Annotated in this window: 22 protein-coding genes; 12 read left to right on the top strand and 10 right to left on the bottom strand. The window is 44.2% G+C overall.

The genetic code is table 11. The features are described from left to right. Positions 1 to 132 precede the first annotated feature (132 nt). From L5M28_RS08840 to L5M28_RS08830, 3 genes are all read right to left on the bottom strand, one after another. On the bottom strand, positions 133 to 1,251 hold the full coding sequence (locus L5M28_RS08840; RefSeq protein ID WP_263203122.1) for a TRAP transporter substrate-binding protein: 1,119 nt from the start codon (positions 1,249 to 1,251) through the stop codon (positions 133 to 135). A gap of 253 nt (positions 1,252 to 1,504) precedes the next feature. After that, the gene (locus L5M28_RS08835; protein WP_028761572.1) at positions 1,505 to 1,825 is read right to left on the bottom strand and encodes a BolA family protein; all 321 of its coding nucleotides are present in this window, start codon (positions 1,823 to 1,825) and stop codon (positions 1,505 to 1,507) included. A gap of 152 nt (positions 1,826 to 1,977) precedes the next feature. Next, entirely contained in the window at positions 1,978 to 2,592 is a 615-nt protein-coding gene (locus L5M28_RS08830) for an alpha-ketoglutarate-dependent dioxygenase AlkB family protein (RefSeq protein ID WP_263195853.1), read from the bottom strand. Between the two features lie 83 nt (positions 2,593 to 2,675). Here L5M28_RS08830 and L5M28_RS08825 point away from each other — a divergent pair, with 83 nt between their 5' ends. Together L5M28_RS08825 and L5M28_RS08820 are read left to right on the top strand one after the other, a co-directional pair. After that, positions 2,676 to 3,812, top strand: coding sequence for a methyltransferase (locus L5M28_RS08825; RefSeq protein ID WP_263195854.1), 1,137 nt, complete (start codon positions 2,676 to 2,678; stop codon positions 3,810 to 3,812). A gap of 212 nt (positions 3,813 to 4,024) precedes the next feature. After that, the gene (locus tag L5M28_RS08820; protein ID WP_263195855.1) at positions 4,025 to 7,255 is read left to right on the top strand and encodes a DUF2339 domain-containing protein; all 3,231 of its coding nucleotides are present in this window, start codon (positions 4,025 to 4,027) and stop codon (positions 7,253 to 7,255) included. Between the two features lie 120 nt (positions 7,256 to 7,375). Here the strand turns inward: L5M28_RS08820 and L5M28_RS08815 are convergent, their stop codons facing one another. Next, on the bottom strand, positions 7,376 to 8,674 hold the full coding sequence (locus L5M28_RS08815; RefSeq protein WP_131523875.1) for an O-acetylhomoserine aminocarboxypropyltransferase/cysteine synthase family protein: 1,299 nt from the start codon (positions 8,672 to 8,674) through the stop codon (positions 7,376 to 7,378). A gap of 123 nt (positions 8,675 to 8,797) precedes the next feature. After that, positions 8,798 to 10,237 carry a PLP-dependent aminotransferase family protein gene (locus L5M28_RS08810; protein WP_263195856.1) on the bottom strand — a complete coding sequence of 480 codons (1,440 nt, stop codon included), beginning with the start codon at positions 10,235 to 10,237 and terminating at the stop codon, positions 8,798 to 8,800. Between the two features lie 158 nt (positions 10,238 to 10,395). Here L5M28_RS08810 and L5M28_RS08805 point away from each other — a divergent pair, with 158 nt between their 5' ends. The 4 genes from L5M28_RS08805 (at position 10,396) to L5M28_RS08790 (ending at position 14,065) form a co-directional block, all read left to right on the top strand. Further along, positions 10,396 to 11,730, top strand: coding sequence for a cytochrome ubiquinol oxidase subunit I (locus L5M28_RS08805; RefSeq protein WP_263195857.1), 1,335 nt, complete (start codon positions 10,396 to 10,398; stop codon positions 11,728 to 11,730). A gap of 60 nt (positions 11,731 to 11,790) precedes the next feature. After that, on the top strand, positions 11,791 to 12,798 hold the full coding sequence (cydB, locus tag L5M28_RS08800; RefSeq protein ID WP_263195858.1) for a cytochrome d ubiquinol oxidase subunit II: 1,008 nt from the start codon (positions 11,791 to 11,793) through the stop codon (positions 12,796 to 12,798). Between the two features lie 104 nt (positions 12,799 to 12,902). After that, positions 12,903 to 13,037: a DUF2474 domain-containing protein gene (locus tag L5M28_RS08795; protein WP_105250029.1), complete on the top strand. Its 135-nt coding sequence runs from the start codon at positions 12,903 to 12,905 to the stop codon at positions 13,035 to 13,037. Positions 13,038 to 13,660: 623 nt separating this feature from the next. Continuing rightward, positions 13,661 to 14,065 (top strand): GreA/GreB family elongation factor, encoded by a 405-nt coding sequence (locus L5M28_RS08790; RefSeq protein ID WP_028759523.1) that lies wholly within the window; start codon positions 13,661 to 13,663, stop codon positions 14,063 to 14,065. Positions 14,066 to 14,842: 777 nt separating this feature from the next. Here L5M28_RS08790 and L5M28_RS08785 read toward each other — a convergent pair. Next, positions 14,843 to 15,619: an AraC family transcriptional regulator gene (locus tag L5M28_RS08785; RefSeq protein WP_263195859.1), complete on the bottom strand. Its 777-nt coding sequence runs from the start codon at positions 15,617 to 15,619 to the stop codon at positions 14,843 to 14,845. 212 nt (positions 15,620 to 15,831) lie between these two features. Between L5M28_RS08785 and L5M28_RS08780 the strand changes: the two genes are divergently transcribed. Both L5M28_RS08780 and L5M28_RS08775 read left to right on the top strand, forming a co-directional pair. Continuing rightward, entirely contained in the window at positions 15,832 to 16,722 is an 891-nt protein-coding gene (locus L5M28_RS08780) for a DMT family transporter (protein WP_113939865.1), read from the top strand. A gap of 153 nt (positions 16,723 to 16,875) precedes the next feature. Then, positions 16,876 to 18,507, top strand: coding sequence for a methyl-accepting chemotaxis protein (locus L5M28_RS08775; protein ID WP_113939864.1), 1,632 nt, complete (start codon positions 16,876 to 16,878; stop codon positions 18,505 to 18,507). A gap of 286 nt (positions 18,508 to 18,793) precedes the next feature. Here the strand turns inward: L5M28_RS08775 and L5M28_RS08770 are convergent, their stop codons facing one another. Next, positions 18,794 to 19,639 carry an FAD:protein FMN transferase gene (locus L5M28_RS08770; RefSeq protein WP_263203119.1) on the bottom strand — a complete coding sequence of 282 codons (846 nt, stop codon included), beginning with the start codon at positions 19,637 to 19,639 and terminating at the stop codon, positions 18,794 to 18,796. A gap of 723 nt (positions 19,640 to 20,362) precedes the next feature. On the opposite strand from L5M28_RS08770, the gene L5M28_RS08765 reads away from it, so the two are divergent. Further along, a complete protein-coding gene (locus L5M28_RS08765; RefSeq protein ID WP_113939862.1) occupies positions 20,363 to 21,694 on the top strand; it encodes a Na+/H+ antiporter NhaC family protein in 1,332 nt (443 codons plus the stop codon). A gap of 51 nt (positions 21,695 to 21,745) precedes the next feature. Here L5M28_RS08765 and L5M28_RS08760 read toward each other — a convergent pair whose 3' ends face one another. Further along, positions 21,746 to 21,877 carry a hypothetical protein gene (locus L5M28_RS08760; protein WP_263203116.1) on the bottom strand — a complete coding sequence of 44 codons (132 nt, stop codon included), beginning with the start codon at positions 21,875 to 21,877 and terminating at the stop codon, positions 21,746 to 21,748. Between L5M28_RS08760 and L5M28_RS08755 the strand changes: the two genes are divergently transcribed. Both L5M28_RS08755 and L5M28_RS08750 read left to right on the top strand, forming a co-directional pair. Beyond that, positions 21,876 to 22,574, top strand: coding sequence for a hypothetical protein (locus L5M28_RS08755; protein WP_263203114.1), 699 nt, complete (start codon positions 21,876 to 21,878; stop codon positions 22,572 to 22,574). The genes L5M28_RS08760 and L5M28_RS08755 overlap by 2 nt on opposite strands. 8 nt (positions 22,575 to 22,582) lie before the next feature. Further along, complete coding sequence (locus L5M28_RS08750; RefSeq protein WP_263203113.1) at positions 22,583 to 23,311, top strand: 23S rRNA pseudouridine(2604) synthase RluF; 729 nt, start codon at positions 22,583 to 22,585, stop codon at positions 23,309 to 23,311. 126 nt (positions 23,312 to 23,437) lie between these two features. Here the strand turns inward: L5M28_RS08750 and L5M28_RS08745 are convergent, their stop codons facing one another. Further along, positions 23,438 to 25,477 carry a hypothetical protein gene (locus L5M28_RS08745; protein ID WP_263203111.1) on the bottom strand — a complete coding sequence of 680 codons (2,040 nt, stop codon included), beginning with the start codon at positions 25,475 to 25,477 and terminating at the stop codon, positions 23,438 to 23,440. Positions 25,478 to 25,479: 2 nt separating this feature from the next. Beyond that, positions 25,480 to 25,938: a hypothetical protein gene (locus L5M28_RS08740; RefSeq protein ID WP_263203109.1), complete on the bottom strand. Its 459-nt coding sequence runs from the start codon at positions 25,936 to 25,938 to the stop codon at positions 25,480 to 25,482. A gap of 376 nt (positions 25,939 to 26,314) precedes the next feature. Here L5M28_RS08740 and L5M28_RS08735 point away from each other — a divergent pair. Beyond that, a partial coding sequence (locus L5M28_RS08735) for a transposase (RefSeq protein WP_263203170.1) occupies positions 26,315 to 26,483 on the top strand: 169 nt, incomplete at its 3' end.

Below are 26,483 nucleotides of genomic sequence, written 5' to 3'. Positions count from 1 at the left end.
ACTGTAACTGTCTATTTATGGCTTGCAAGCATAACATCAAATGAATTACGCCGATAACAAGATAATCTAAGATGAAATCATCTCATATAAATCAGATGCTAATGTGACAGTTTGCAGTAAAAAAAACATCATTTAGTGTTGACGCTGTTGACTGTAAGAATCCTCAGATATTTTATGGTACTGGCGCACACCTTGCTCATACGTGTGATAGGCATCATATACCTTTCGCATTAAGGGATCTTGATTCGCTTGATCTTCAATCACTTGTTTGGAGATTTTCTCAAGCTCCAACAACACGTTCGGTGGAAACGCTTTAAGTTCCACACCTTCGTCCTTCACTAACGTTTCAAGGGCGGTCACGTTACGGGTCGTGTATTCATCGAGCATATCTTGGTTAATGGCTCTCGCAGCAACTCTGACTATGGCCTGTAAATCCTCAGGTAAACTCTCGAAGGCAGCAGTATTAATCAAGAATTCCATATTTGAACCCGGCTCATGCCAACCTGGGTAATAGTAGTACTTCGCCACTTTATGTAAACCGAAGGCAAGATCATTCACTGGCCCTACCCATTCTGCGGCATCAATCGCCCCCGTTTGCAATGCACCATAAAGTTCACGCCCCGCCATATTTACAGGTACAGCACCAACGCGTTTCAACACTTCACCACCTAAGCCCGGCATGCGGACCTTCAATCCCTTAAAATCAGCAATAGTATTGATGGGTTTATTAAACCAGCCACCCATTTGCATCCCAGTATTGCCTCCCGCGAGGGGAATAATACCAAAGGGTTGATACACATCAGTCCACAGCTCCATACCACCGCCATAGTGAAGCCAGCCATTTATTTCCTGCGCGGTCATACCAAAGGGGATCGATGAAAAAAACTGCGCTGCGGGCGCTTTTCCTCTCCAGTAGAAAGAAGCGGAGTGGGCCATTTGAATTTTACCCTGACTCACACCATCAAATACGGCAAAAGCGGGCATCAACTCACCCGCACCATAAACGCTAATCTTTAACCGACCGTTAGACATTTCATCGACTAAATGCGCAAAACGCTCAGGAGCCATGCCTAAACCGGGGAAGTTTTTCGGCCAAGAGGTTGCAAGACGCCATTCAATAGCAGGTAAAGCGTGGGGAACATCAGTTGCGGCATGGGAAGCGGCTACGCTTTGCGCATCACTGGAGACGGGGTTACAACCGCTCAGTCCCATCAGCAGCACTGAGATAAACAAACTCCCTAACTTACGCATTTTTAATAGTCTCCCTGATGTCAAACGAGCGCATGGATCCAACTGACATGGAAATACACTCAGGATGGGTATCGACAATCACATCGCCCAACCTCTTAAAATAAAACATATTGTTAACACAGAAACTAAGGTAGGGAAACTAGAAACTAAGGTCGGCAAATCCAAAAACGGTCTTAAGTTGGCCTAAAACAAAAAGCCACTCTATGAAGAGTGGCCTTGAAATCTAAGCTAAACAGTATTATTGAGCGATTAATTAACCGCGACAATTTGGCGTATTAGGTACTTGTGCATTCGCATCCCACTCATTTTGAGTGAAAGTGTGAATAGACAAAGCATGCACGCCATTGGCTAACTCATGGGCTAAGTGAGTGTTGACCAATCGATGACGGGCTAATAAACGTAAGCCATCAAACTGCTCGCTCACCAGCACAACTTTAAAGTGGGTTTCTGAATTCGGTGGTACATGGTGACGATTACTTTCGTTAATCACTTCTAAATGGGTCGGCGAAAAGCATTCGGTTAATTTCTGCGAAATAGTGTTAGCCACAGTGCCCTGCACATGAGTATTGGACATATTCGAGTCTCAGAATGGGGAAATCCAGTTGCCGCAGAGTACTGCTTCAAATTGAAAAGATCAAATTCACGCTTTCAATTTGTTGATGCCCTACCACTTTATATCCAGTCATATTTCGCAGTGCTTCACCATAGGCAGTTAGCGGGAGGCAATTAACCATGGAAATTAACGATAAGTTGTCTAAAGGTGTAGTTCCAGCGCGGCTCTTTTACTTTCAAACGTTTAGGCAAACTGTGTAACCAGTCACTTTGCATAGGCCAGTGCATGATCAGTAGATCGCCACTGTGCAAACTTATGCTGTACTTGGTTTGACTGTGCTTATGCTTAAGCACAAAATCCCGCGTGGCGCCTAAGGTAATAGAAGCAATATGACTCCCCTGAGCAATTTCAGGTTCATCATCACTGTGGGCGCCCATACAATCCTTACCATCGGCGTAGCGATTCACTAATACCCCATTGCTCTCCAAGCCATAATCCCGCGCTAACTTATCCCTCAACTTGTGAGCATATTTAGGCCAAGGTAAGGCGCGGATAAACAGTCCTGAATATAAATAGTCGCAGCCCAAATCGCCAAACCACACTTGCTGGCGAGGAATCGCGTGAAGCTGACCAAAGACTTGGATTTCGGGGCGGCTTAAGGGATAGGTCAGCGCTTCTTTCATTAGCGCCGCTTGCTGCTCAGCATTAAGATAACCCCGCACTAAGGTGATGGGCGGTTTAATTTGAGCCTCACCCTCTGTATCAAACCCTAACTTACCTTGCTGCATTGACGTCCTCCATGTGAGCCGTCGCACTGCGCCATGAAATCTGCGATAATCTGCGCCTTAAATTTATTGGCGCAGTGTGGCACATGACAACACAATTTTCAGTAGCGGGTGTTGAACTCGAACTCTTACGGTATCCAGCTCAGCAGGAATCTAATCTTCAAGCTTGGGATGCCGCCGATGAACACTTACTCAAAAGCCTTATTGAGTCAGAGCAAGCCGCCGTGCCAACCGCCATTATCAACGACAGTTTCGGCGCTTTAAGCTGCGGTTTATCTAAATTGAATCCAAGTTGGCCACTGTGTGTTGAAACCGATGCCAGAACCAGCTTTTTAGGCACCGAACAAAACCATGGCCGCAATCAGTTGCCAATGGATAATCTGCAATGGTTTACCAGCCGCGATACCTTGCCAGAAAACTTAGCCTTAGTATTGATGAAGTTGCCTAAGAACTTAAGCTACTTTGCTCACCAGCTAACGCGCTTGTCGCAAGTGTTACCCGCAGGCACTCGTGTATTAGTGGCCGCCAAATCCAAATCGATTAATGGCGCCTTACTCGACATCTTTGCTAAGCATTTAGGCCCCGCAAGCGCCAGTTTAGCGTGGAAAAACACCCGAGTGATCACCTGTGTCAGTGATGGTAAACCAAGACTATTAGCCAAAGAAGTGACTTGGGCCGTACCCGAATATCAACTTGAGATCAGCAATTTAAGTAATGTGTTTGCCGCCAACAAACTCGATATTGGCGCACGCATCATGCTAGAGAATCTGCCCAAAGGGGATTTTAAGTCGATTGTTGATCTCGGCTGTGGCAATGGCGTTCTGGGGTTACGCACCGCCCAGTTATTCCCAGAGGCTGACATTCACTTTATCGACGATTCTGAAATGGCGGTCGCATCAGCCAAGGCAAACTGGGCTCGTAATCAATTACCGACAGATAAAGGCCACTTCTATTGGGACGACTGCATGACGCATCTGCCCGATGATGTTCAACCGGATCTGGTGCTGTGTAATCCGCCCTTCCATCAAGGTGAAGCCATTACCGATCATATCGCGTGGCAGATGTTTTTAGACGCTCGCCGCCGCTTAAAAGAGGGGGGGATCTTACATATCGTCGGCAACCGTCATCTGGCTTACCATGTAAAATTACAGCGCTTATTTAAGAACTGCACCACAGTCGCCTCCAACGGTAAATTTGTGATCCTGCAGGCACAGAAAAAATAACCTCATCGAAATTGACACGTTAAATGAGAGCCAGCAATGTTTGGCTCTTTTTTATACAGGGCTCTTTTTATGCTGAGCAATGACATGTTGGAAAAGTAGCAGTCGGAGATTTCCTAAAAATCAACAACAACTAGCCGAAAAATACACATACAAGTACACTTCTTGCCGACAAAGGTTTATGAGTTAAGCACTTAAACACTTAGGAATGAGATATGCCGTTAAAGGATGACGTTGCCCAACTAAAAGCTGAGCTGGCACAGTTACAATCGCTGCATTTATCGCAGCAATCTTCGCTCGGTCGTCAATTAGCAGAATTCTCCACTAAGCTCGAGACGTTAAGTCAGCAAATTGCGACTGAAGACGCAGCTGAAACCACTCTGAATATGGCAGCGAATGCTTCATCAATTGCATCTGTGCTCACCGCCGCCGATAACGCGCCTACATTAACCTATGCGGCACAAACACCAACCCTTGAGCCAGCTTCCGTAGAGCCAGCCCCAGCAGAACCCAACCCATGGCAGCAAGGCCCTATACCAAATGAACCTTGGCAAGAAGACCCTTGGCAAAGAAAAACGAAAAATACCTCGACAGAGCAAACAGCTAAAACCGAACACCTTTCTCAAGCGCAAAATCAACAGCTGAGTGATGAAGTCAAATTGCAGGCAAGCGTGCAAGCGGCGAGTCAATTTGATGAGTTGCTATCCCAAGGACTCGCGGCCGTCATGGCACCCTTTGCGGCAGTCAACGAGCAAGTCAAATCTTTCTACCATCATTATCAGGCTAAGGGATTAGGACCTGTCTTTTTAATGACTGTCGCAGGGATCATCACCCTGACCTTAGGCTTTGGTTATTTACTGCAATATTCAATCAACCATTGGTTTTCAGAACTTGGCAAAGCGCTACTCGGGTTTGCCAGCGCGAACGCTATCATAGTGGGCGGGATTTTTATTCGCCAAAAACGCGCGGGTATGGCGGATTTTGGCTCAGGTATTGTCGGACTCGGACTCATACTTAATTATCTCTGCGCGTACTTTATTGGGCCGTATTTTGAGTTAATTCCCAATAGCGCGAGTTTTATCTTACTGTTATTGATCACTTTGGCAGGTTATGGCCTGTCGATGCGCTTAGATGCCAAAGTGATCGCCGTGATCGCCTTAGTCGGTGGCTCGACCGCGCCTATGATGCTGTTATCCCAAAGCTATGCGCCGCTATTGTATCTGCCTTATTTACTGCTTATTGGTGCCGGCGCCCTTGCCCAGAGTCGCAAACTTAAGTGGCCGCTGCTACTGGAAATCACCGCCCTGTTGCACATAGGCTGCATCGAAGCTTTTAGCCATTTCATTGAATTGCCACTCAGTGACGTTGGCGGCGTCAGTCTGCTCGCATTTATCAGTATTAATGCGTTCTTTTACCTCTACGGCATCACAGGCCTACTATTTACCAAGCAGTTTACCCATCATGATGAAAAACATAATGCACTGAGCCATCGCATACTCGCCCTACCGATAGCATTGCTCGCCTTTGTGTTATTAGAGTTGACGCAATTTACTGAGTTCGCAGGGGAAATCTTTGCGGCCAACGCACTGATTTGCGCAGCCCTCTATTGGAAGCGCACAGGCAATCTAGAAAAAGCCCGCAGCGGCTTATTGTTAGTCTTTGCAGGAAGTTTTGCGGGATTTGCCGCACTGTATTTACTCAGCCACGATTTCCTTGGATTAGTATTACTGCTCGAAGCCTTATTACTCTTGTGGATTGGCACCAAAGAAGAACTGATTTCCGTTCGCGCCGAAGCCTATGTATTGCTGCTGATGGGATTAGGGCTCAATGCGTCTAGTGTACTGACGGGCATGAGCCTTTTAGCATCAAGCTTTATCGATGGGGCGCCAATTTCTCCCTTGTCAGCTTTTGGCTTTCCACTGTTAGCACTGGCCTTAAGTTGCGCCGCCTTAGTCTTAGTGATTCGGCTATTAACACTCCATCATACGTTACTTTCGACCCTAGAAAGTCAGCTAAACAGAGTGTTAAAAGAGCTATTAAGCGGTTTTTATGTGGCGATAATTATCCTCGCGGCTTACCTTTTGAGCAGCGATTACTATCTCGCTATCTTGCCACTGGTCAGCCTATTACTGCTGTATTTGAGCGCAAAGGACAGACTCGTTATCAGCGAGTTTGCTGCTTGGCTCTTACTATTGCCGCTGCTGTTTAAGGTTGTTGAAGGCATAACGCTCACAGGCAGTTTTAGCTTTAGCGCCCAGCCGCTTATGGCAAAACTGGCACGGTTTGAGTTATTTATCGTCCTACTCTTGGCCCATTATTGGTATCGTCGCCACTATAAAGATGCCTTATTTGCCAAAGCCGCTTATACGATGCAAATCTTCTGCTATTTGCTGCTGCCGCTTATTCTGCTGCCCAAAGTCATCCGCAACCATTGGGAATATACCGCTATTGCACTCTGGCTGAGCACCTTTATGAGCCTAGGTTTAGCCTACTTTGTTAAACATAAGAGTTTGAATATAGAAGCCAAAATCCTCACTTGGCTAGCGGTTCTGATGACAGCCTCGCTATGCCTTATTCACGCTTGGCAAGGACTCGCGGCGCTAGCCGTTGGCGCCCTCTTTATGGGCTTCACACTGCTTCGTTATCGCCAATTACCCGAGCATTGGCGCCCCTTACTGCAACTACAATGGCAATTGAGCCCTTATTACTTTGCACTGGTATTGGCCGTGATCGTTTATGGCTTTAATCATTCTGAGCTAGTAGGAATAGCCATGACAGCATTAGCCTTAAGTGGTTATTTTGCATTGCTAATCCAAAGAGGTTTAAGCCTGAGAGGTGTAAGTCAGGCATCTGTAGGCCAAACCTCATATAGCGCAAAATTCCCCCTCGCAGCCGAAATCCAAGCCGCAATAAAGGAAAGCTATCATCTCGCCTATGGCCTCACTTTAGGCTTAGCCCTGTTGCCCATCATGTTGCATTTTGAGCTAACACTCGGGCTTAATCGTGATAATGCCTCGTTTATGTTAATCGAGTTTTTATCACTGGCGCTCCTAGCAAGGCTTATCTTGCAGCACGGTGCAGCAATACGCTTGCATAGACGCATCTTACCTTTACAAGGACTTAAGTGGGGTTGGCATCTGTTACTCGCCTTGAGTTACTTCATGTGGAGTTATAGCTTCGATAACATGATTGCCGCCCCACTCAGCGCGATTTTATTGGTTATCCATGGCAGTGTGTTGATGTTTATCAGCTTAAAACCACAAAATGCCGATATGATCCGCCTCGCTGCTGGGCTATTTACCTTATCGACGCTTAAAGTGCTATTACTGGATATGGCGTCCTTCGAGCTAGTGCAAAAGGTGATTGCCTTTATGCTGATCGGGGTCATTTTGCTGACTGTTTCTTACTTCTATCAGAAGGCGAGAAATCGACTACAGCAAGATTAACATCGTTTTTAAAGCACTAAAAAAGCCGCCATCAAATTGAATCGATGGCGGCTTTTTACTGTTAACGATTTAATAAAGCGATGAGGTATCGGTTATGTAATATGGACTATTCGATACGAGCTATTTGCTCGCCAGTGCCTTATCGAGCGCCTGCGCCACATCATTAATGATGTCGTCGATATGCTCAATCCCAACCGAGATACGGATAAGATCCTCAGACACGCCAGCCCTTGCCAGTTCATCGGCATCGAGCTGTCTGTGCGTAGTGCTCGCAGGGTGGCAGGCCAAGGATTTCGCATCCCCAATGTTCACTAAACGCAGGATCATCTGCAGTGCATCGATAAAACGTCCGCCAGCAAGCTTACCTTCTTCTGCTGTGGCCGCTTTAATCCCAAAGCTGATGATCCCAGAAGCTTTTCCGCCAGTGATCTTGTGGCAATTATCCTGATAAGGGCTGCTCGGCAAGGCGCCGTAGTTCACCCAACTGACCGCCGGATGCAACACCAGATATTCCGCTAATGCCAAGGCATTCGAGCAATGGCGCTCCATTCTAAGGCTTAAGGTTTCAAGGCCTTGCAACAGTAAAAATGCACTGTGCGGTGACAGTGCAGCGCCGGTATTTCGCAGCGGTACTACACGGCAACGACCAATAAATGCAGCAGGACCAAAGGCTTCTGTGTAAACCACGCCGTGGTAGGAAGGATCAGCTTGATTGAGTAAGGCAAATCTTTCCTTATTCGCCACCCAATCGAACTTGCCTGAATCGATAATCACGCCGCCAATCGTTGTGCCATGGCCACCAATGTATTTAGTTAAAGAATGAATAACGATATCGGCGCCATGCTCAAAGGGGCGACATAACACTGGAGTCGCGACCGTATTATCGACAATTAAAGGCACGCCATGCTTATGGGCAATCTCGGCTAAACGTTGTAAATCGACAATATTGCCGGCAGGATTACCAATCGATTCGCAGAACAAGGCCTTAGTTTTGTCATCGATCAGCTCATCGAGGCCTTCAAAATCATCGAAGGCCGCCATGCGCACTTCAACGCCTTGGCGCGGCAATGTATGGGCAAACAGATTATAAGTGCCACCATAGAGCTGACTGGTGCTGACGATGTTATCGCCAACTTGAGTCAAGGCTTGAATCGCATAGGTAATCGCCGCCATACCCGATGCTACGGCCAGCGCACCTATGCCACCTTCAATGGCCGCCAGACGTTGCTCTAGCACGCTAGTAGTAGGATTCATTATCCGAGTATAAATATTGCCAGCGACTTTTAAGTCAAATAAATCAGCACCATGCTGGGTATCATCGAAGGTATAAGAGGTCGTTTGATAGATAGGTACTGCGGCCGCCTTCGTGGTCGCTTCTGACTCATAACCGTGGTGTAATGCCAGTGACTCTAATTTCATTTTCCCTTCCTTATCCGTAGCAGCCCAGTATTCAATCGACATTGAGAATTGCACAAGATTTGTGCATGTTCAACAAGCTAACAGATAGACATCTAGAAGTCTAAAACTTTTTAACCACAGCCTTTAACTTCGGCGCAAATTGTTGCGGATAAGTTCGGCCAGCACCACGACCGCTGAGACTATCTCTGGAGAGCACTCGTATGAGGTATTCAAACGCATAAAATGGCGGAATTCGACCTGATTACTAAAGAGATTTCCGGGTGCAATACTGATCCCACGCTCAATCGCCTGATAATAAATTTGTGTAGCATCCATATGTGCTGGCAGCGCTAACCAGAGAAAATAGCCGCCCTGCGCAAAGTTGACCCCCACAGATTCGGGCAGATGCGCGCACAATAATTGATACATGGCCAATTTACGGCTGGCTAACTTTTTACGTAACTGTTTCAAATGCCGTTCATATTGCGCCGACTGAATAAAATCGGCGATGGCGAGCTGCATCGGCGCACTGGTCGATAACGTCGACATGACTTGTAAACGTTGTAACTGCGGTGCATGGCATCCCGCCGCCACCCAGCCGACACGATAACCAGCAATCAAAGACTTAGAAAATGAGCCGCAGTGCAACACCCGTCCTTCGGTATCGAAGGCTTTTACTGGCCTTGGCGCGCTGGAGTCGACATAGAGTTCTTGATAAACATCATCCTCAATCAAACTGACTTTATGCTCATTTAGTAGCTGATAAAGCGCCTGTTTTTTAGCATCCGATAAGCTGCAACCTAAGGGATTTTGATGTTGGCTCATCAACCAGCAGGCTTTCACTGGATAGGTATTTAACACTTCTGCCAGCGCCTCGAGATCAATCCCCTGTTGTGGATCGGTCGCGACCGCAATCGCCCTGAGTTTAAGCCGTTCAATGGCTTGCATCGCGCCATAAAAGGTCGGTGATTCAATGACAACCCAATCACCCGCTTGAGTCAGCGTCGCTAAGCTCAAGTTGAGCGCCTCCATGGCACCCGAGGTAATGATGATTTCGTCGGGCGAAATGCTCATGCCCAATTTGGCATAACGTTGGGAGATAGCCTTACGCAATCCCGCATTGCCTGGCGGTAAATTATCGGCGGCAAAAGAAGGTGACATGTGCCGAGTCACCTTAACCAAAGATCGCGCCAGTGCTTGTTGCGGGAATAAACTAGGATCGGGAAATCCTGAGCCAAAGGGCACTATATCCGCCTGCTTTGAAGCCTGCAGAACATTGAATACAAACTCATTAATATCCACGCTATCGGAAAGATAAATCGGCTTTTGTCGCTCGGGATAACGAAAGGCTTCTCCCTGCCGCGCGATTAATTCCGGCTTTGGCGCCACTAAATAGCCAGACTTAGCCTGCGCCGAGATCACGCCTTGGCTTTCCAATAACTGATAGGCATTGAGTACTGTCATCAGACTCAAGCCCGAATCGGCCACAGTTTGACGCAGCGACGGCAACTTGTCCCCCGCCTGCCAGACACCTTGGGCTATTCGTGTCTTTAATTCCTGCGCTAACTGCTCGTACTTCGTCATCTGTTATAGCCAAGCCAAGATATTCTGTGTCTGTTATAGCTAGCATATCCCATGGTCTAATAGCACACAAGCTTTCACCGTCGAGCCAATTTAGGGCTCAGTGCACGCGACTAGATCAATGCCTTTGTAACGAGAAATGCCTATCGCTCGAGGAAATTATGTTTGATTTTGATGCCACAGTACTCGCTAGGATCCAATTTGCTTTTACCATCTCTTTTCACATTATTTTCCCTGCCATCACTATAGGCCTCGCCACCTATCTAGCAGTATTAGAAGGCTTATGGCTGAAAACAGCGAATGAGGTTTACCAACAACTCTATCAATTTTGGTCGAAGATTTTTGCCATAAACTTTGGCATGGGCGTGGTCTCAGGCATAGTGATGGCCTATCAATTTGGTACCCATTGGAGTGCTTTTTCCGCCTTCGCGGGCAGCGTAACTGGGCCGCTACTCACCTATGAAGTCCTCACCGCCTTCTTCCTCGAAGCGGGTTTTCTGGGGGTCATGCTATTTGGTCAGCAGAAGGTAGGTAAAAACCTGCATTTCTTCGCCACTTGTATGGTCGCCACGGGCACTATTATCTCGACCTTCTGGATCTTAGCTTCAAACAGCTGGATGCAGACGCCCCAAGGTTTTGAAATCGTGAACAATCGCGTTATTCCAGTGGATTGGTTTCAGATAGTGTTTAACCCTTCATTTCCCTATCGTTTAGCCCATATGACAGTGGCGGCCTTTATTTCATCGGCTTTCTTTGTGGGCGCATCGGCGGCTTGGCACTTACTCAAAGGTAACGACACGCCCGCGATCCGCAAGATGTTGTCTATGGCGATGTGGATGGCGTTAATTGTCGCGCCGCTGCAAGCTGTAATTGGTGATTTTCACGGCTTAAATACCCTTGAATATCAACCTGTAAAAGTCGCGGCGATGGAAGGCCATTGGCGTAATGAGGGTGACAAACCCACACCGCTTATCTTGTTTGCGATTCCTGATATGGACGCAGAGAAAAACCACTTCAGTCTCGAAATCCCAGGGCTGGCGAGCCTGATCTTAAAGCATGATTTAAGCAAACAAGTGCCAGCCTTGACTGAGTATCCCGCCGAGGACAGACCCAATGTGTTGTTAGTGTTCTGGAGTTTTAGGCTCATGGTTGGCTTAGGCTTATTGATGATTTTTGCTGGACTGTGGAGTGCTTATCTCAGGCGCAAAGGCAGCCTCTACAGCAACAAACACTTTCTGCGATTTGTACTCGTGCTCGGCCCCGCCGGATTGCTCGCCACACTGGCAGGCTGGTTCACTACCGAACTTGGCCGTCAACCTTGGGTGATCCAAGGGTTCATGCGCACTCAGGATGCCGTGTCTTCCCACAGCGTTACCCACCTGAGTATCAGCCTAGGGATTTTCATCGTCAGTTACTGCGGCATCTTTGGCGTTGGTTATCGATATATGATGCGACTCATCCGCAAAGGGCCAGATAGCGCGGCAACAAGCCATTAATTTTAAAGTAAATGAATCTAGTTTTACTTATTCAATCTTAAACATATTTAAGGGCTCACCATGGAATTCGATCTACCCTTGATTTGGTTCGGGATCATCATTTTTGCCACCTTAATGTATATCGTGATGGATGGCTTTGATCTCGGCATCGGCATACTGTTTCCCTTCATTCACGACGAGGACGACAGGGATATTATGGTCAATACCGTCGCCCCCGTTTGGGATGGAAACGAAACTTGGTTAGTGCTTGGCGGCGCCAGTCTGCTCGGTGCCTTTCCCCTCGCCTATGCCATAGTGCTCGAAGCACTAACCATACCGCTGCTCATCATGCTGCTGGCATTGATTTTTCGCGGCGTGGCATTTGAGTTTAGATTTAAGTCGGGCGCAGAAGCTAAACCATTCTGGGATAAAGCGTTTATGTTCGGTTCTATCACGGCCACCTTTTCACAGGGCGTAGTGCTGGGGGCGTTTATCTCCGGCATTTCGGTGAGTAACCAACAATTTAGCGGCGGTAGTTTCGATTGGTTAACGCCCTTCTCACTTTTCTGTGGATTTGGCCTTATGCTGGCCTATGCTCTGCTCGGCGCAACTTGGTTAGTAAAAAAATGCCAAGGCGAGCTTAAAACGACCATGCAACAACTCGGCAGAGCACTGACCTTATGCCTGTTGATGACCATAGGTTTAGTCAGTTTATGGACGCCTTTTGTGCAATCCAATATTGCCCTGCGCTGGTTTAGTTTACCGAATTTGTTTTACTTTGCCCCTGTGCCAATACTGGTATTAGCCTGCAGTTGGGCCTTGATAAAATCCCTAAATCGTGATGATAACTATCAGCCATTCCTACTCACTCTAGGGCTGATTTTCTTAGGATTTAGTGGCTTAGGGATCAGCATCTGGCCACACATTATTCCACCCAACATCAGCCTTTGGCAGGCAGCAGCCCCCGACAGCAGCCTGAGCTTTATGCTCGTCGGCGCCCTGATGATCATCCCGCTGATTTTGGTTTATACCTTTTGGAGCTACTACGTGTTCCGCGGCAAAGTGACCAAGGATGCAGGCTATCACTAGCCATGACTCAGATAAAAGAAGAGGCTTCCCAAAACGCGACCTAAGCTAACTTGGCTTAGGTCGCTGATTCACCTTAGATGACTTTACATATGCAGGAGATCAACATGACGACCCAAACGAAATCCCTCGCCTATCGACTCGGCTGGTTAGTGCTGATTTGGTGTACAAGCGTAAGCTGTCTGTTCCTCGTCTCTATGTGTATCAAAATACTTTTAAAAGGTGCGGGCTTAACAACCTAAGTAAATATTGACTTTAGAAGCTTATATTAAGGCTTAATTCAGTTAGTGCCCATAGCATCTAGCGACAATGCACTAGAACATTCAATGGTTGAATTAATTTGGCTTTCAGTTAAGCCAAATTAACAAGTGCTCAGTTTACTTTACGAGTGCTAGCATTAAATTGACGAAGACTAGCCTCAATATAGCAAAGTTAAAACTATGTTAAATCTAGCTTTGCTGTTATCAGTATATTCAGCAAGATTAGCTTAGTTAGGCTTGCTTTATATTTTTACTTGACCTATGGTATCAGCCAAGCAATTACTTATTTAGTTAATGGCAAGATTTAGTTAATGGCAAGACCGATATACTAAATCGATATACAAAAAATAAATAATCAATCGAATATCAACTTTTGACTGGAGATGTAACACTATGTTTAGCACTGCATTTTCATCACTATTTTCCCATGTGTTAGCTAACACATCTAGTTCAGTAAGCTCAATCCGCCTCTCGCTCAAATTCCCAGTCTAAGCCGAGCGTCACTCGCGCTCGGCAGAATTATAACTTCTTGTGAAATAAGCACAGAGTAATACTCATTTTAATTTCTATGCTTATATTTTAACTTTGTTATTTCAGAGGCGGCAATGGCATATTCTTTTTTTAGTGGTCTTTTCCAGAATTTTATTCTAAAAACTGAAACCTATTATTTACAAAACAGTTTTAATGCCTCTCTACGCCCAACAGCTTTGGCAGGCGTGATTAGTAAGCTTGAGCAGCTAAAACATGATACGACGAGTGATAAAGTGACTGTGGGACGAGAAATTCACTTAGTTAATCTGCAGGATCAACAAGAGTACCAAATTGAACTCGTGTATCCCCCAAGGCATAAACCCAGTGCAGGACGTTTCTCTGTCATATCAGATTTAGGCGTCAGCTTACTTGGGTTATCAAAGGGCGAACTGGCAGAGGTGAGCATTTTAGGCAAACCAGTTCTGTTTATGATTAAAGATGTCAGTTTAACGAAAAAACAACCTAAAAAGTCTGTATAGAAAAAATCATTTGGGCATACTTTTTGTAATAAATAGCTATTGAGTATTGCTACTTGACAACATTTCATAAAATTTTAAAGATATGATTATTAGGCTGTAAGCATTTTAAAATAAAGCATGTTCAATTCAGTGGCAACATGCTTTGAACTCGCTATTAGCGGCGGCTTATAGCGGCATTTTCAACAAAATATAATAAGAGGGAATGTTATTTTGAAGTCATTAACTGGCCGCGATATTTATTAAAGAGACACTTTAGATAAGTTTAACACTACAATTAACGACTCTTTGCAACTATTTACGTATAAGTCATGGCAGCGCTTTAGAGTAAACAGCAAAGGGGTTAAGAGGTTTAGCACGGCGCCTCAATCGTTAAATTTATTTTTATACTCTTTATAAATAAACCGTCTCAATTAAAGCCTGAAATAAAAAATTGAGCCCAACTATCGAAACCGATTTGCGGCGCGGGTTCGGATAGTAACCTTCACTTTGGAGTTTATATCTATGAGTAAAGAAAAAAACAAAAAACCGCCAATGAAAACCTTAAAAGAGAAGCGTCAAGATAAACGGAACCGCCAAAAGGCTTCCGACTAACTTATCTAACTCTGTAAAAAACCTTAAATCCTCTCTTTAAATAGGCCGAAAATAGGGTGTTAATACTTTAGCACCCTATCTTATTTCACAGTTTCCCCCAATATTTTTAGTGCATCATCTAGCGCAACTTTCGCATAGGATCTCATTATCTCGCCTTTATTAAGCCTTGCTCCATCAGCCACTCAATCACAATCGGCGGCGATACTGCTCAGGTGAGCACTGAGCATATTTTTTAAACATCACGATATAAGGCGAAGTTTGGTTATAGCCGAGCGTCAATGCCACTTCTTTGATCGCAAGTCCCTGACGTAATAGATGTAATGAATAGATAAACTTATGCCTTTGTCTTAGCTCAGTAAAACTCATCCCCAGAACCTCTTGGCAGCGACGAGCTAAGGTACGCTCTGTGGTATGTAATTCACTCGCCCAAGATTTAAAGGTTTTCGAACTCGCAGGGTCGGCTTCAAGTGCCAGCAACAACGGCTGTAACAGTTTATCTGAAACGGTGGGCAGAAATTGCGGTAGAGCTTTACCCAAGGTCAGCTGATCGAGCAAAACCTCAACCAGTCGCTTATCCGCCGCAGTTTCTGCCACAGTGACTTGCCGTTCCCGCAGATCGTTAACGATCGATTGGGCAATGGATGTCACGGCTAAAAGACAGGTCTCTATGGGAAAAGCCGCAGCCCGGTCGGCAACTATATTCATCGAGCAATAATGAATACTGCGCCGAGTATAACTTTCATGTTCTATCCCCGCAGGAACCCAAATCGCATATTGTGACGGCGATAAAAACCGTTGCCCTGCAGCATGTAACTCCATAATTCCACCGCTGATTAACTGCAGTTGCCCCCAAACATGTTGATGTTTTGGCGTTACCGTATTTGGCAGGAAAGCTTCATAGTTGAAGAAGATATCTGCAGCAGGCTCTTGCTCTGCCGTGAGCGGATGGTAAACCGTGCGCATTTTGATGCCCTCAAAGCTATAGTGGTCCAAAAACTCAAACGAAATCGCTAACCCAGATTACGCTTGTCCGTAGAGGAACTGACCTTGTCTGATAAGCGATATTTATATCATAACCGACCATGGATAATAGCCACTAATCTATTATCTGGATGCTTAAGTGATAAGCCATAAGCTATGGTCAGTCACTTTAGCCAGTACCTAAAGGCAAGACCATGCTGTATTTGTTCCCCCTGTTGGCCGTATTAATTTGGGCAGGCAATTCGATAGTCAACAAGCTCTCATTTGGGATTATCGATCCTGAAGCCATAGCATTTTACCGTTGGTTTTTCGCTATGTTATTGTTAACCCCCTTTGTCGCAAGTCGCGTCTGGCAAAAACGCCAAGTGATACTACCTTTGTTACCTAAGTTCGCTACTTTGGCTTTGTTAGGTATGGTGCTTAACCAAAGTCTGGCCTATTTTGCGGCGGCAACCACCACGGCAACAAATATGGCATTAATCACCTCTCTCGTGCCTATGATCAGTCTGTTTTTAGCCGTGCCATTACTCAAGCAAAAATTATCACCGTTAGCCTTTGGTGGCACCTTAATCTCGCTATTTGGATTGATTTTTATGCTCAGTCACGGCGATATGATGAACCTTGCCATCGGCGTGACTCAAGGTGATTTACTGTTGCTCTTTAGCGCCTTTGTATATGCACTCTATGGTGTATTACTGAAACGCTGGCAACTGCCACTACCGACTTGGGAATCGGTTTATATTCAAGGACTCATAGCCGTATTCATGCTAACGCCACTGCTGTTTACGAGTCCCAGCATAGCGATCAGTGCCCAATCGGCACCACTGATACTTTACGCTGCTATCGCTGCCTCACTTTTAGCGCCGTGGGCTTGGATCAATGGCATAAGCAAACTCGGCGCCGATCGCACCAGCGTATTCTTTAATTTAATGCCTATTATTGCGGCGATACTGGCGGCCATCATCCTAGATGAAACCTTAGCCATTTATCATTATATTGGCGGTTCTATGGTCATTATTGGCGTCATGCTAGTGCAGATAAAACCTAAGCCTAAAGTCATCCCTACCCTAGCTTGTCCTGAATAATCCAAAGTAATGCGTCAACGCCTTGGTAATAGTGACCAAGGCGATTTCGCTTATTTCAATACGTACAAAATCCCATCGCAATCTGCTGCACGCAAAGGCAATTCTATAAATAACGGCTAAGCTATTTATTAAGTTATTAATGGAGATCGTCCTATGTTTAATAGTATTCGCGTTAAGTTTTCACTGATGTTTGCCATTATGGCGACAGCCCTCATTGTCATGGCGGTCACCGACGCTATGCAAAGCCGTGCTACAGTGAAACAGATGCAGGAATTTAGTCAGTTATTTAATCCCGCAATTTCGGCAATTCTCAATGCAGATCGCGACCTTTATCAAGCGCAGCTAAGTGAAGAAGTGTTACTCAGGGAAGAATTATCTGCCGATAATCGCAAGAGTGAGATTGATAACTGGCAAGAGAATGTCGATCAAGCCCGTGACAGAATGGGCGAATTTAAAAAAATCCTTACAGATCACCTGCAAGTACTGCAATCAACCAGTGGCTTTGAGGCGCAGTTTTCGCTCTGGTATCAAGCCTCATCAGAGGTCATTAATGCCGTTAAAAGTAATGATTTTGAACGCGCGAAACAACTCCACGAAACCAAATCCAAGCAAGAATTTAAGGCATTAAGAGATATCTACAATGCCGCGGGCGAAGCCGCCGATAACAGAGTAAAAGAGCTAGATTTACAAGCAACGGAACAGGCAACCACCCAAACCCAAATATCCTTAACGATAGCGAGCTTAGTCGCCATTGTGGCGCTGTTGATTGCCTACTTCGGACCTAAAATCATAGTCAATGCAATTGAAGATATCACTAGCAGGATCAATGACATTGTCGATGGTGACGGTAACTTAACCCAAAGGATCCCTATCACACGTCAGGATGAAATCGGCGAGCTCGCCCATGCATTTAACTTATTTGTAGAGCAGCTACAGCAAATGGTCATCTCGATTATTGGTCAAACTAAGGATGTGAGCCAAACCGTTGAAAGTCTTGCAACTAAGTCAGCCACCACAATCAACATCAGCCATGAACAAGAGCAGTTTGTCGATACCATTGTCACAGCAGTAAATGAAATGAGTGCAGCCGTAAGAGAAGTCGCCAGTAACGCTCTTCATACAGCCACCGAAATCACTAAGGTGAATGACCAAACAGTAGAGGGTAAGAATATCCTCGCCCAGTCCGTTAATCATATTCAACAACTGTCTGAGTCGGTTAAAAATGCCGTGACTGTTATTGAAAAACTTTCAGTCAATTCTGCCAATATTGCCTCAGTGCTTGATGTGATTCGCTCAATCGCTGAGCAAACTAACCTCCTTGCCCTTAACGCGGCCATTGAAGCGGCGCGCGCTGGCGAACAGGGCCGCGGCTTTGCCGTAGTTGCCGATGAAGTACGTACACTGGCGAGTCGTACCGAAACCTCAACCCAAGATATTCAGCGCATGATTGAAGAGTTGCAACGCGGAGTAAATGATGCGGTTAAAAGCATTGAATCGGGAGCTAGCCTGACCACATCAACTGTCACCCTCGCCAGCCAAACCCAAGATGCACTAGATGAAATTCTAAACTCCACCTCTAAGGTCAGTGAGATGTCCACTCAAACGGCGACTGCGACCGAAGAGCAAACCCATGTGACCGAAGAAATTAATCGTAACTTGACCGAATTATCCGATAAAACAAGATACTGCAACTTAGTGATCCAAGAAACGCAGCAAATAGTCGTCAACACTAAAGCCATTTGCAGCAACCTACAAAAAGAAGTTGCGCGATTTAAAGTCGCTTAAGATAAATGACTAACGACACATGGTGAGCGATAAGCTATTGAAACGAAAAGAGTGCCCAATGTAGGCACTCTTTTTAATGGAAATAATACCAAGAAAAGCTTGAAGACAATAAAAGCCCACAACCGTATGCAAGTTGCAAATAACGGTAACGATACTGAACCCAAGTTGTATCGATTCACCCGTTAAAGTGCGAATAACAGTACTAACTGCTTAATGTTAACTCACAGTAATGATTGAATTTCTAATTCAATCATCTGCAAAAGCTGTAAAACAACCAAAAGATACATCAATCAAAACTGACTAATTGACCACCCAAGTGAGCAATTTTTTCAGCGGCCAAGTCGGGATTAAGATAGCCTGCGACTTTCGTTAACGCATCGGCGCGCCAAGCAAAAGAAGCTCTCACACTAACAATACGCTCGCTTTCAGCATCGACGTTCGTATCGGCAACATTGCCAGTTGGCAGTAATAGTGCAGGATAATCATGACTTAAGGTTTGTGAGACCCGTGAGCTGGCGAGCGCCATATTGCTAACGCAGAGCTTTTGGCTCGCTCCTAATGGACCGCGGCACACTACATTTAAAGATGCACTGCCAAAAACTTTTAAATCGCCACCCGCATTGACCCAACCTCCGCTCACGCCAGCGCGACGCAGCTCACTCACTGCCATATCAACCGCATAACCTTTAGCAATACCATCTAAGGTTAACATTAGCGGTCTAGCTAATCGCGCTTGATTACCTTTTATTTCAATATCTTGCCAGTCACCTTGCAATAATAATGGCATACCAAGGTAAGCAGGCAAAGCGCCGCGAGACATCATTTCGCCGCCAACGGTACAATTGAATAAGTTGTTGCTCGCCTTACCCAGCCCCTTAGCCAACTTGAGCACTCGTAAACTATCTTGGCTTAACGTTACCCAAATTCCCGGCTGCCGATTTAACTGATTTAACTCGCTGTCCTGTTGATGGAAGCTCAGCAACCGCCCAATATGGGTCACACGCGAAAAAGCCGCGCTAATAGCCGCTTCCAATGCTTTATCTTTAAGTAGTACCTCACCGCTTTGATTTGGCAGTGACTCGGCAGCGATTTCCACCAGCGTTCCGAGTAATGGCTTAGCGCGACGTATCATGATAATACCCACTGTAGTAGGAAGATCTGAGGGATCAGCAATAAACGCTTCATCCAGTTAAATTTAAACAAAGCACTAAGAGTAATTAACATAATTTGTGCGGATTCTATTAAAGTCTCTACTTCAATACAAATTGTTGCCATTAGTTTTTATGGGGATTTTAGATGCTTGAAACTGTTTTACATTTAAAAACAATAGATTGCTTATTAAGGTTTTATTAAAGTTATTTGACTTATCATTGCTATCACAACGCTGCACAAGCGAACTAAGTCAATACGTCCCTAAATGAGCCCTATTGATCAATGCCACTCATCATTTACGTTATTTATGCTGGCTTACCCACCAACAACTCACACTAAATGGAGCGATAAATAGCCGGCTTACTCCATCACACCAGTTATCCGATTAAATTTCATGCAACTCCGTTCAGTTGAAATACACGCTAAATCAGATATAAACCCTCTAACTCAACCTGAAAACAAACGATTAAAGCATTGATTAATAATTAAAATACAGACTAAGCTTCATCTTATACAACCTATTAATAACCTAGCGATCACAACGGAAGTAAAAACATCTAGACGTCTAAATTGACAGGTTGTCAGGGATCAAATATGCTTTGCCTCAAGTTGCTAGGATACGATGCCGAGGCAACACTGAATTTAAGCGAGTTTGACTGCCAAGGATCCTGCGGAAAAACCCTAAGCGAAAGAGAGATAACATTTGAGCAATCCAACAGCAACACAGCACAGCCCGGCATCTTTTATTGCCCTGTTGCCATTATTTGTTTTCCTTGGTCTTTTCATTGGCGCGGGTGTGTATTTCCAAAGCCAAGGTGTCGACTTTGCCTTCTATCAATTACCCAGCGTTATCGCTATTTTACCTGCAATCATTCTGGCGTTGATTTTATCAAAACAGAAATTAAATCAATCGATTGATACCTTTATTGGCGGTATTGGTCACAGCAATATTATTGCAATGTGTTTAATTTACTTACTTGCAGGCGCCTTCGCTGCAGTCGCTAAAGCCACTGGCGGCGTCGATGCTACTGTTGCTCTTGGTTTATCGTTAATCCCATCTAACCTGTTACTACCTGGTTTCTTCGTGATTGCCGCTTTTATCGCAACGGCCATGGGAACCTCTATGGGGACAATAGCGGCTGTCGCTCCCATCGCCCTAGGCGTAGCCGACCAAGCGCAAATCGACTATGCACTGATGGCGGGAGCCGTGATGTCTGGCGCCCTATTTGGTGACAACTTGTCGATTATTTCCGATACCACAATTGCAGCTACGCGCACCCAAGGCTGTGATATGAAAGATAAATTTCGTGAAAATTTAATTTTCGCTATCCCCGCATCACTGCTAACTTTAATCGCCTTTGTATTTGCCGGACAAGGCCAAGCAGAATTAGCAACGCAGAATATCGATCTTATTAAGGTCATTCCTTATCTGACCATTTTGATCTTAGCCGTGGCAGGTCTGAACGTATTTGTGGTCTTGACCTTAGGTATCTTATTAGCGGGCGCAACCGGCCTGTTTACTATGGATTACGGTGTGATCCAATTCGGTAAAGATATTTATGCTGGCTTTAGCAATATGCAGGAGATTTTCATTCTGTCTATGCTAGTGGGTGGTTTAGCCGCACTCATGCAGCAGCAAGGTGGTCTCGCCTTTGTGAGTAAACAGATTGAAAAGCTGATCACTCGTTTCTCCAAGGCGCAAGGTGAAGCTTCATGCCGCGCTGCTGAGCTAGGCATGGCAGGTATAGTCGCAGTGACTAACTCTTGTGTGGCTAACAACACGGTTTCTATCGTGGTGACGGGTGATATTGCAAAAGACTTAGCAGAGAAACATGGCGTGAGTCCGAAACGTGCCGCCAGCATACTCGATATTTTCGCCTGTATTATCCAAGGTTTAATCCCGTATGGTGCACAGGCACTCTTGATTGCTTCGACCTTTAGCATCACGCCATTAGCAGCGGTATCACACGCTTGGTACTGTATGATTTTAGCCGTAGTGGCTGTTGCGATTGTAATTTTCCGCAAACGACACTAAATGATATTTGAGTCGCATGAGTAAAATCTAACGTTTATGACAAGGGACGCACTAGGCGTTCCTTGTCATTTTAAAGCCCTCTTTTGACGAAAAAGCATCAACTCGCTTGCCTTCATTAAACAATTCAGGCAAGTTACCGCATTCAATGTGGTCATATCCCATCAGCATATTTTTAGTCTCCATGAATCCTCTTTATCACCAAGAACCAAGTTATTACGATCTACATCGTCTTATTACATGGTTGATTGTAGGCGCAGCCTTTATTAGTGCTTCTGGAGTTTTAATTGCTATTTATGCTGAATATCAAAACATTGGAGTTCAAGTCTTACAAATACGAGCTGATTTTTTAGGTAACTATATCAACTCCCCCCTCGCTTATGTGTTTAATTTAAGCTTATTGGCTGCAGGGCTCTGCATACTCATTTCAATGACCGGGCTCTACATACTAAAACTAGATACGTTTAGCCAATGCATAGCACTTACAGGTGCTTGGGTAGGAGTCTCTGTGATTTTGATGGGAATATTCCCCATTAATTTTTTGAGCATACACAGAATAGTTTCAACGAGTTATCTATTAAGCACCCTCATCTTACACAGCCTTGTGATTATAGCGGGGATAGTGCCTCGGTTTATTTGCCCAAAGCCACTGTTCTATTTGAGCCTGATCAGCTTTTGTAGTGCAGTGAGTTTAACCCTGCAATTAGATTGGACAATATTGGATTTCCCTCCCTGTGTGCCCCAAACACACTTTTGTACTGTTTCAGCCAATATGTGGCTCCAAACTAACTTGAGTATTATTTGGTGTTTAAGCCTAGCCTTTGCAATGCGGCGCCTATCAAAAATACTGTATCATCGCGCCCAAGAACGCCAAATACTTTAGGGTAATCCATGCGCTTAGCAAAATACCTCGCCCAGTGTGGCATAGGCTCACGCCGTGAAGCCTGCCGTTTGATTGAGGCTGGGCGCATCACACTCAATGGCGGTATCGCCCGCCACACAGATCCCATCTGTTTAGACGAGTCATTAAACTGCCTCGACCGTATTGAGTTTGATGGCAAACCTATCACTCAAACCGAAACGCTCGCCTATTGGGTATTTAACAAAGCTGTGGGCACGGATTGCCGTCTGCTTGAGCAGGATGAAACGAGCCTCATACACCTGCTTCCCAAAGCGCCAAGACTCTACCCCGTCGGCAGACTCGATAAAGATTCCCGCGGCCTGTTGCTGTTAACTAACGATGGTGAGCTGACCCATAAACTGATGCACCCCTGTTTTGCCCACAGCAAAACCTACCATGTGCGCCTCGATAGGCCATTCGCAGATGATTTTATTGAACAAATGGCCAGTGGAGTGCGTTATAAAGACCTGCAAACCCTGCCCTGCCAAGTCCGCCGCCTCAGTTCGGACAGCTTTGAAATCGTGCTGACTCAGGGATTAAATCGACAAATTCGTAGGATGTCCAAGGCGCTCGGATATCACGTTATCGATCTTGAGCGCGTCGCCATAATGACACTGAATTTACGCGAATTAGCATCTGGTGAGTTACAAGAAGGTCAAATGCGGCCATTAACAGAATCGGAAATTGCAGCGCTAAAAGCAGTGCTGGCGATAGTATAAATGTAACAAGCCGTTGATCTTATATGTTGAGCTAATAGCAGAAGTTCAATTTGGATCATATTTATTAAGCCAATAGAATTGACGAAAAAGGGAGCACGACCTATTAAATACAACCTCCCCCTCTATTTAACCATGAAGCTTTCTTATAATTTTTCCTTCCGACTTTTCAGATGAGAACATAGTATAAGCAACACCTTGTAGTGATTCCTTGATCACCGATGATTCTTCAGATGTAGCAAGAATCACTTGTCCCCCTCCTATACAAATTTCCGATGCTGATTTAAGAAGCGTAGTAAAACTAAATTTATTAGCTTCTTGCTGTCGAGGTTCATCAAAAACAACCAATTTAGGATGATTAGTTTCAATATCATTTGATAATTTAAATAAGCTCAGTAAATAACTCCAAATAAGACGAATTCCATCACTAGCTGATGTGTCAAAACCTATATCAAACCCCTCTCTCGTGGGAAGGTATGTTTCCCTAGATATTTCTAATTTATCTGGACTAAAACTTGAGAAACCATAATCTACCAATAGTTTCCTTAAGTGAAGTTCAAGTATAGAAATCTTCTTCATGTCTAAAGGAGACAATATACTTTCTGGTAGGTTTCGTCTTTGCTTAGTTAAACTGGAGTATTTCCTAAATATTGAGTCAAATTCCAGCCTGATATCTACAAGAGATCTTATGGTTTCACTATATGATTCAACGGAATTTTCAAGCTTTATTTTTTGGCGAAGCTCTTCTTCCTTCAAGATCATTTCTGGATGATGAATAGATTCTCTAATTTTTCTTAAAGATTTTCTAGCATCTACCAAAGCTAATTTTATATTTCCTAATTCGACTGTTTTCTTCTTCTTCTGAAATTTATAGTTTTCGGCCACACTCTTAAACGCTTGAACTTGTTGCTTAATAAAATCCAAACTCTCATCAACGCTCATCACTGAAGATCCAGAATCCATATCAATTAGATTATCAGTATAGTCCTGTCCGCAAGTCGGACAGTTTTCATGGTTCAGTTTAGTATTCGCAAATATTTTTAGCTCACCGATCTTTTTAAGATCTTCATATTTTCGTTGATCACTTAGCAAATTATCAACTCTAATATTCGTTGAATAGACCTGCTGATTAATAAATGATATTTCGCTGTCTAGCGACACATATCTTGAATCGAGATTTCTAATTTCTGATTCAAAACTATCTATTTTATACTGTATATCATTATCAAACTGAGAGTTTTCAGATTCAATTTTTCTTTTAATTTGAAATTCTAACAATTGCTTCTCAGTGTCTTCTGCTATATCTTGAATTGACAACCATCTTTCATCTTTTTTGATAGATATATCAATTTTATATTGGTCAAACTTAGCCTCAGGCGTATCTGCAACCCCTCGGATTTGGCCGAAAACTCTAGCAGCTAATATCTCTGACTTCTTATGTACGGCTTTCCATGTTTGTAATTCTGAATCAATATCTACTTTAAGTTTAGCTCTTTTCTTAACAGTATCATTAACATCCAAATTTAAAATAAACTCCAAAGCTCGCTTTTTTGCTTCTTTTATTTTCATAAATGTGGGCGTTGTTGATTGTATCGATGACCATCCCTTTTTCTGTTCCACAAACCAAGTAGGAAAAAATATAGATGGATATAATGGCACCTCTTTGCCATCAAAATTAGGCACAAGCGGTAAATTCCATCCAACAAAAGAATCAAGCCATTTAAAAAAACCTAAAGGACGAGTTGTATCACCTTCCCTGTGCAAAAACAATTTTCTATGATTTTTTAAATTTAAATTATCGATCCTTGAATCATATTGATATATTATACCCTCCTCATCTGAGCCAACAATTTGACGAGACAAAGTACAAATATTACCTGCCTTGTTGCCAATCTCTAGCATTACAGATGATTTAATTATTGAATACTCAGTTCCATCTTTTCCTTCTAGAGCTTTCGTCAGCGAAGGTGGAAATGGTAACTTTGAGCTTCCCAAACCAAGAGCTTTTTCCATACCTAAGGCGTATGCTATAGCGTTAATACAAGTAGATTTCCCGTGCGAATTATCGAGCCTTAGAATAAAGAGCCCTTTTTCAAATGGAATATCGACACCATAATCACCATCTATAGTTTTTGCTATTATTTTCAACCTTGATATAGATAACGTCATTACTACACTACCTTAAAAACTAGCTCAACATTAGTTTCTGTCATAAATTTCCTGACAACCAACAATCTATTTTTTTCAATTTCGAATACTGATGAATTCCTTAGTTTTTCAAAAGCATCCAATCCTAGCTCGGTAATTTCTAGTTTACCTTTTAACTTAGTAAGCAACTTGTCACCAACCATCAATTCAACTGCTCTATCTAATGCAGGTTCCATTCTAATATCAGGCCTTACACCTCTAGTATCATTTGCCCAATACAGAAAATCTTCAACATGGTCATCACTTTTAGTAATCCAATTTGCAATATGAAGCTTTTTAAGGCTGCATTTTTTACTTTTCCCAAGCAAGCCAAAGATTATTAGAACCAAAGCTGCCTTCCAAACTGGCCGCAGATCACTAGGTATCAACTGACTTCTACGAGTGAAAGTGAATGGCTGGTTAAGTATTTGATTAATATCCATTTAGAAATCCAAAGGGCATCTAATTAGCCAATCTGCAATCACGCCCCATTTTATTTTTTCCAAGTCAGTCCCTTTAAAAGATTTAACATCTTCCAATATATTGTCATGGAGTTTAAGCATTTCTTCTTTTATTACGTCACCGGGTAATATATTGTCAGAATCTAAAATGAAGCGACCTATTAAACTATTTTCCCTGTGTTGAATGCAGTTAAAAACTGTCGAATATATATCGCTCCATTCTAACCGCAACAAATCCATAAGATTTTGATAATCAAGATACTTTTGTATTATAAACGGGCTTTGTTTCCTAAATCGGTTGAACTAAAGCCGTAGCCGCTGATCTGATCGGCATCGCCTATCAACTTACCCATCAACCGTGTCAAAACCTCGCTATAAAACAACCAACTGGAAGCAATACAACCAAGCCTTAATCAACCGCGGTTCACTTACCTTCTGGATTGATGAGGATGCAATTGCTAAGTGGAAAGCCAAGGTCAAGCAGCCAAAGAAAGGTCGCCCTCAAGTGTTTAGCGACTTAGCCATTA

Source organism: Shewanella sp. SW32 (assembly GCF_025653365.1).
Lineage (GTDB): Bacteria > Pseudomonadota > Gammaproteobacteria > Enterobacterales > Shewanellaceae > Shewanella > Shewanella oncorhynchi.
This window is presented reverse-complemented; position numbering and strand designations above follow the sequence as displayed.

Coding starts and splice junctions, on each gene's coding strand:
- L5M28_RS08840 (WP_263203122.1), bottom strand. CDS start 1,251: ATGCGTAAGTTAGGGAGTTTGTTTATCTCAGTGCTGCTGATGGGACTG.
- L5M28_RS08835 (WP_028761572.1), bottom strand. CDS start 1,825: ATGTCCAATACTCATGTGCAGGGCACTGTGGCTAACACTATTTCGCAG.
- L5M28_RS08830 (WP_263195853.1), bottom strand. CDS start 2,592: ATGCAGCAAGGTAAGTTAGGGTTTGATACAGAGGGTGAGGCTCAAATT.
- L5M28_RS08825 (WP_263195854.1), top strand. CDS start 2,676: ATGACAACACAATTTTCAGTAGCGGGTGTTGAACTCGAACTCTTACGG.
- L5M28_RS08820 (WP_263195855.1), top strand. CDS start 4,025: ATGCCGTTAAAGGATGACGTTGCCCAACTAAAAGCTGAGCTGGCACAG.
- L5M28_RS08815 (WP_131523875.1), bottom strand. CDS start 8,674: ATGAAATTAGAGTCACTGGCATTACACCACGGTTATGAGTCAGAAGCG.
- L5M28_RS08810 (WP_263195856.1), bottom strand. CDS start 10,237: ATGACGAAGTACGAGCAGTTAGCGCAGGAATTAAAGACACGAATAGCC.
- L5M28_RS08805 (WP_263195857.1), top strand. CDS start 10,396: ATGTTTGATTTTGATGCCACAGTACTCGCTAGGATCCAATTTGCTTTT.
- cydB (WP_263195858.1), top strand. CDS start 11,791: ATGGAATTCGATCTACCCTTGATTTGGTTCGGGATCATCATTTTTGCC.
- L5M28_RS08795 (WP_105250029.1), top strand. CDS start 12,903: ATGACGACCCAAACGAAATCCCTCGCCTATCGACTCGGCTGGTTAGTG.
- L5M28_RS08790 (WP_028759523.1), top strand. CDS start 13,661: ATGGCATATTCTTTTTTTAGTGGTCTTTTCCAGAATTTTATTCTAAAA.
- L5M28_RS08785 (WP_263195859.1), bottom strand. CDS start 15,619: ATGCGCACGGTTTACCATCCGCTCACGGCAGAGCAAGAGCCTGCTGCA.
- L5M28_RS08780 (WP_113939865.1), top strand. CDS start 15,832: ATGCTGTATTTGTTCCCCCTGTTGGCCGTATTAATTTGGGCAGGCAAT.
- L5M28_RS08775 (WP_113939864.1), top strand. CDS start 16,876: ATGTTTAATAGTATTCGCGTTAAGTTTTCACTGATGTTTGCCATTATG.
- L5M28_RS08770 (WP_263203119.1), bottom strand. CDS start 19,639: ATGATACGTCGCGCTAAGCCATTACTCGGAACGCTGGTGGAAATCGCT.
- L5M28_RS08755 (WP_263203114.1), top strand. CDS start 21,876: ATGAATCCTCTTTATCACCAAGAACCAAGTTATTACGATCTACATCGT.
- L5M28_RS08760 (WP_263203116.1), bottom strand. CDS start 21,877: ATGGAGACTAAAAATATGCTGATGGGATATGACCACATTGAATGCGGT.
- L5M28_RS08750 (WP_263203113.1), top strand. CDS start 22,583: ATGCGCTTAGCAAAATACCTCGCCCAGTGTGGCATAGGCTCACGCCGT.
- L5M28_RS08745 (WP_263203111.1), bottom strand. CDS start 25,477: ATGACGTTATCTATATCAAGGTTGAAAATAATAGCAAAAACTATAGAT.
- L5M28_RS08740 (WP_263203109.1), bottom strand. CDS start 25,938: ATGGATATTAATCAAATACTTAACCAGCCATTCACTTTCACTCGTAGA.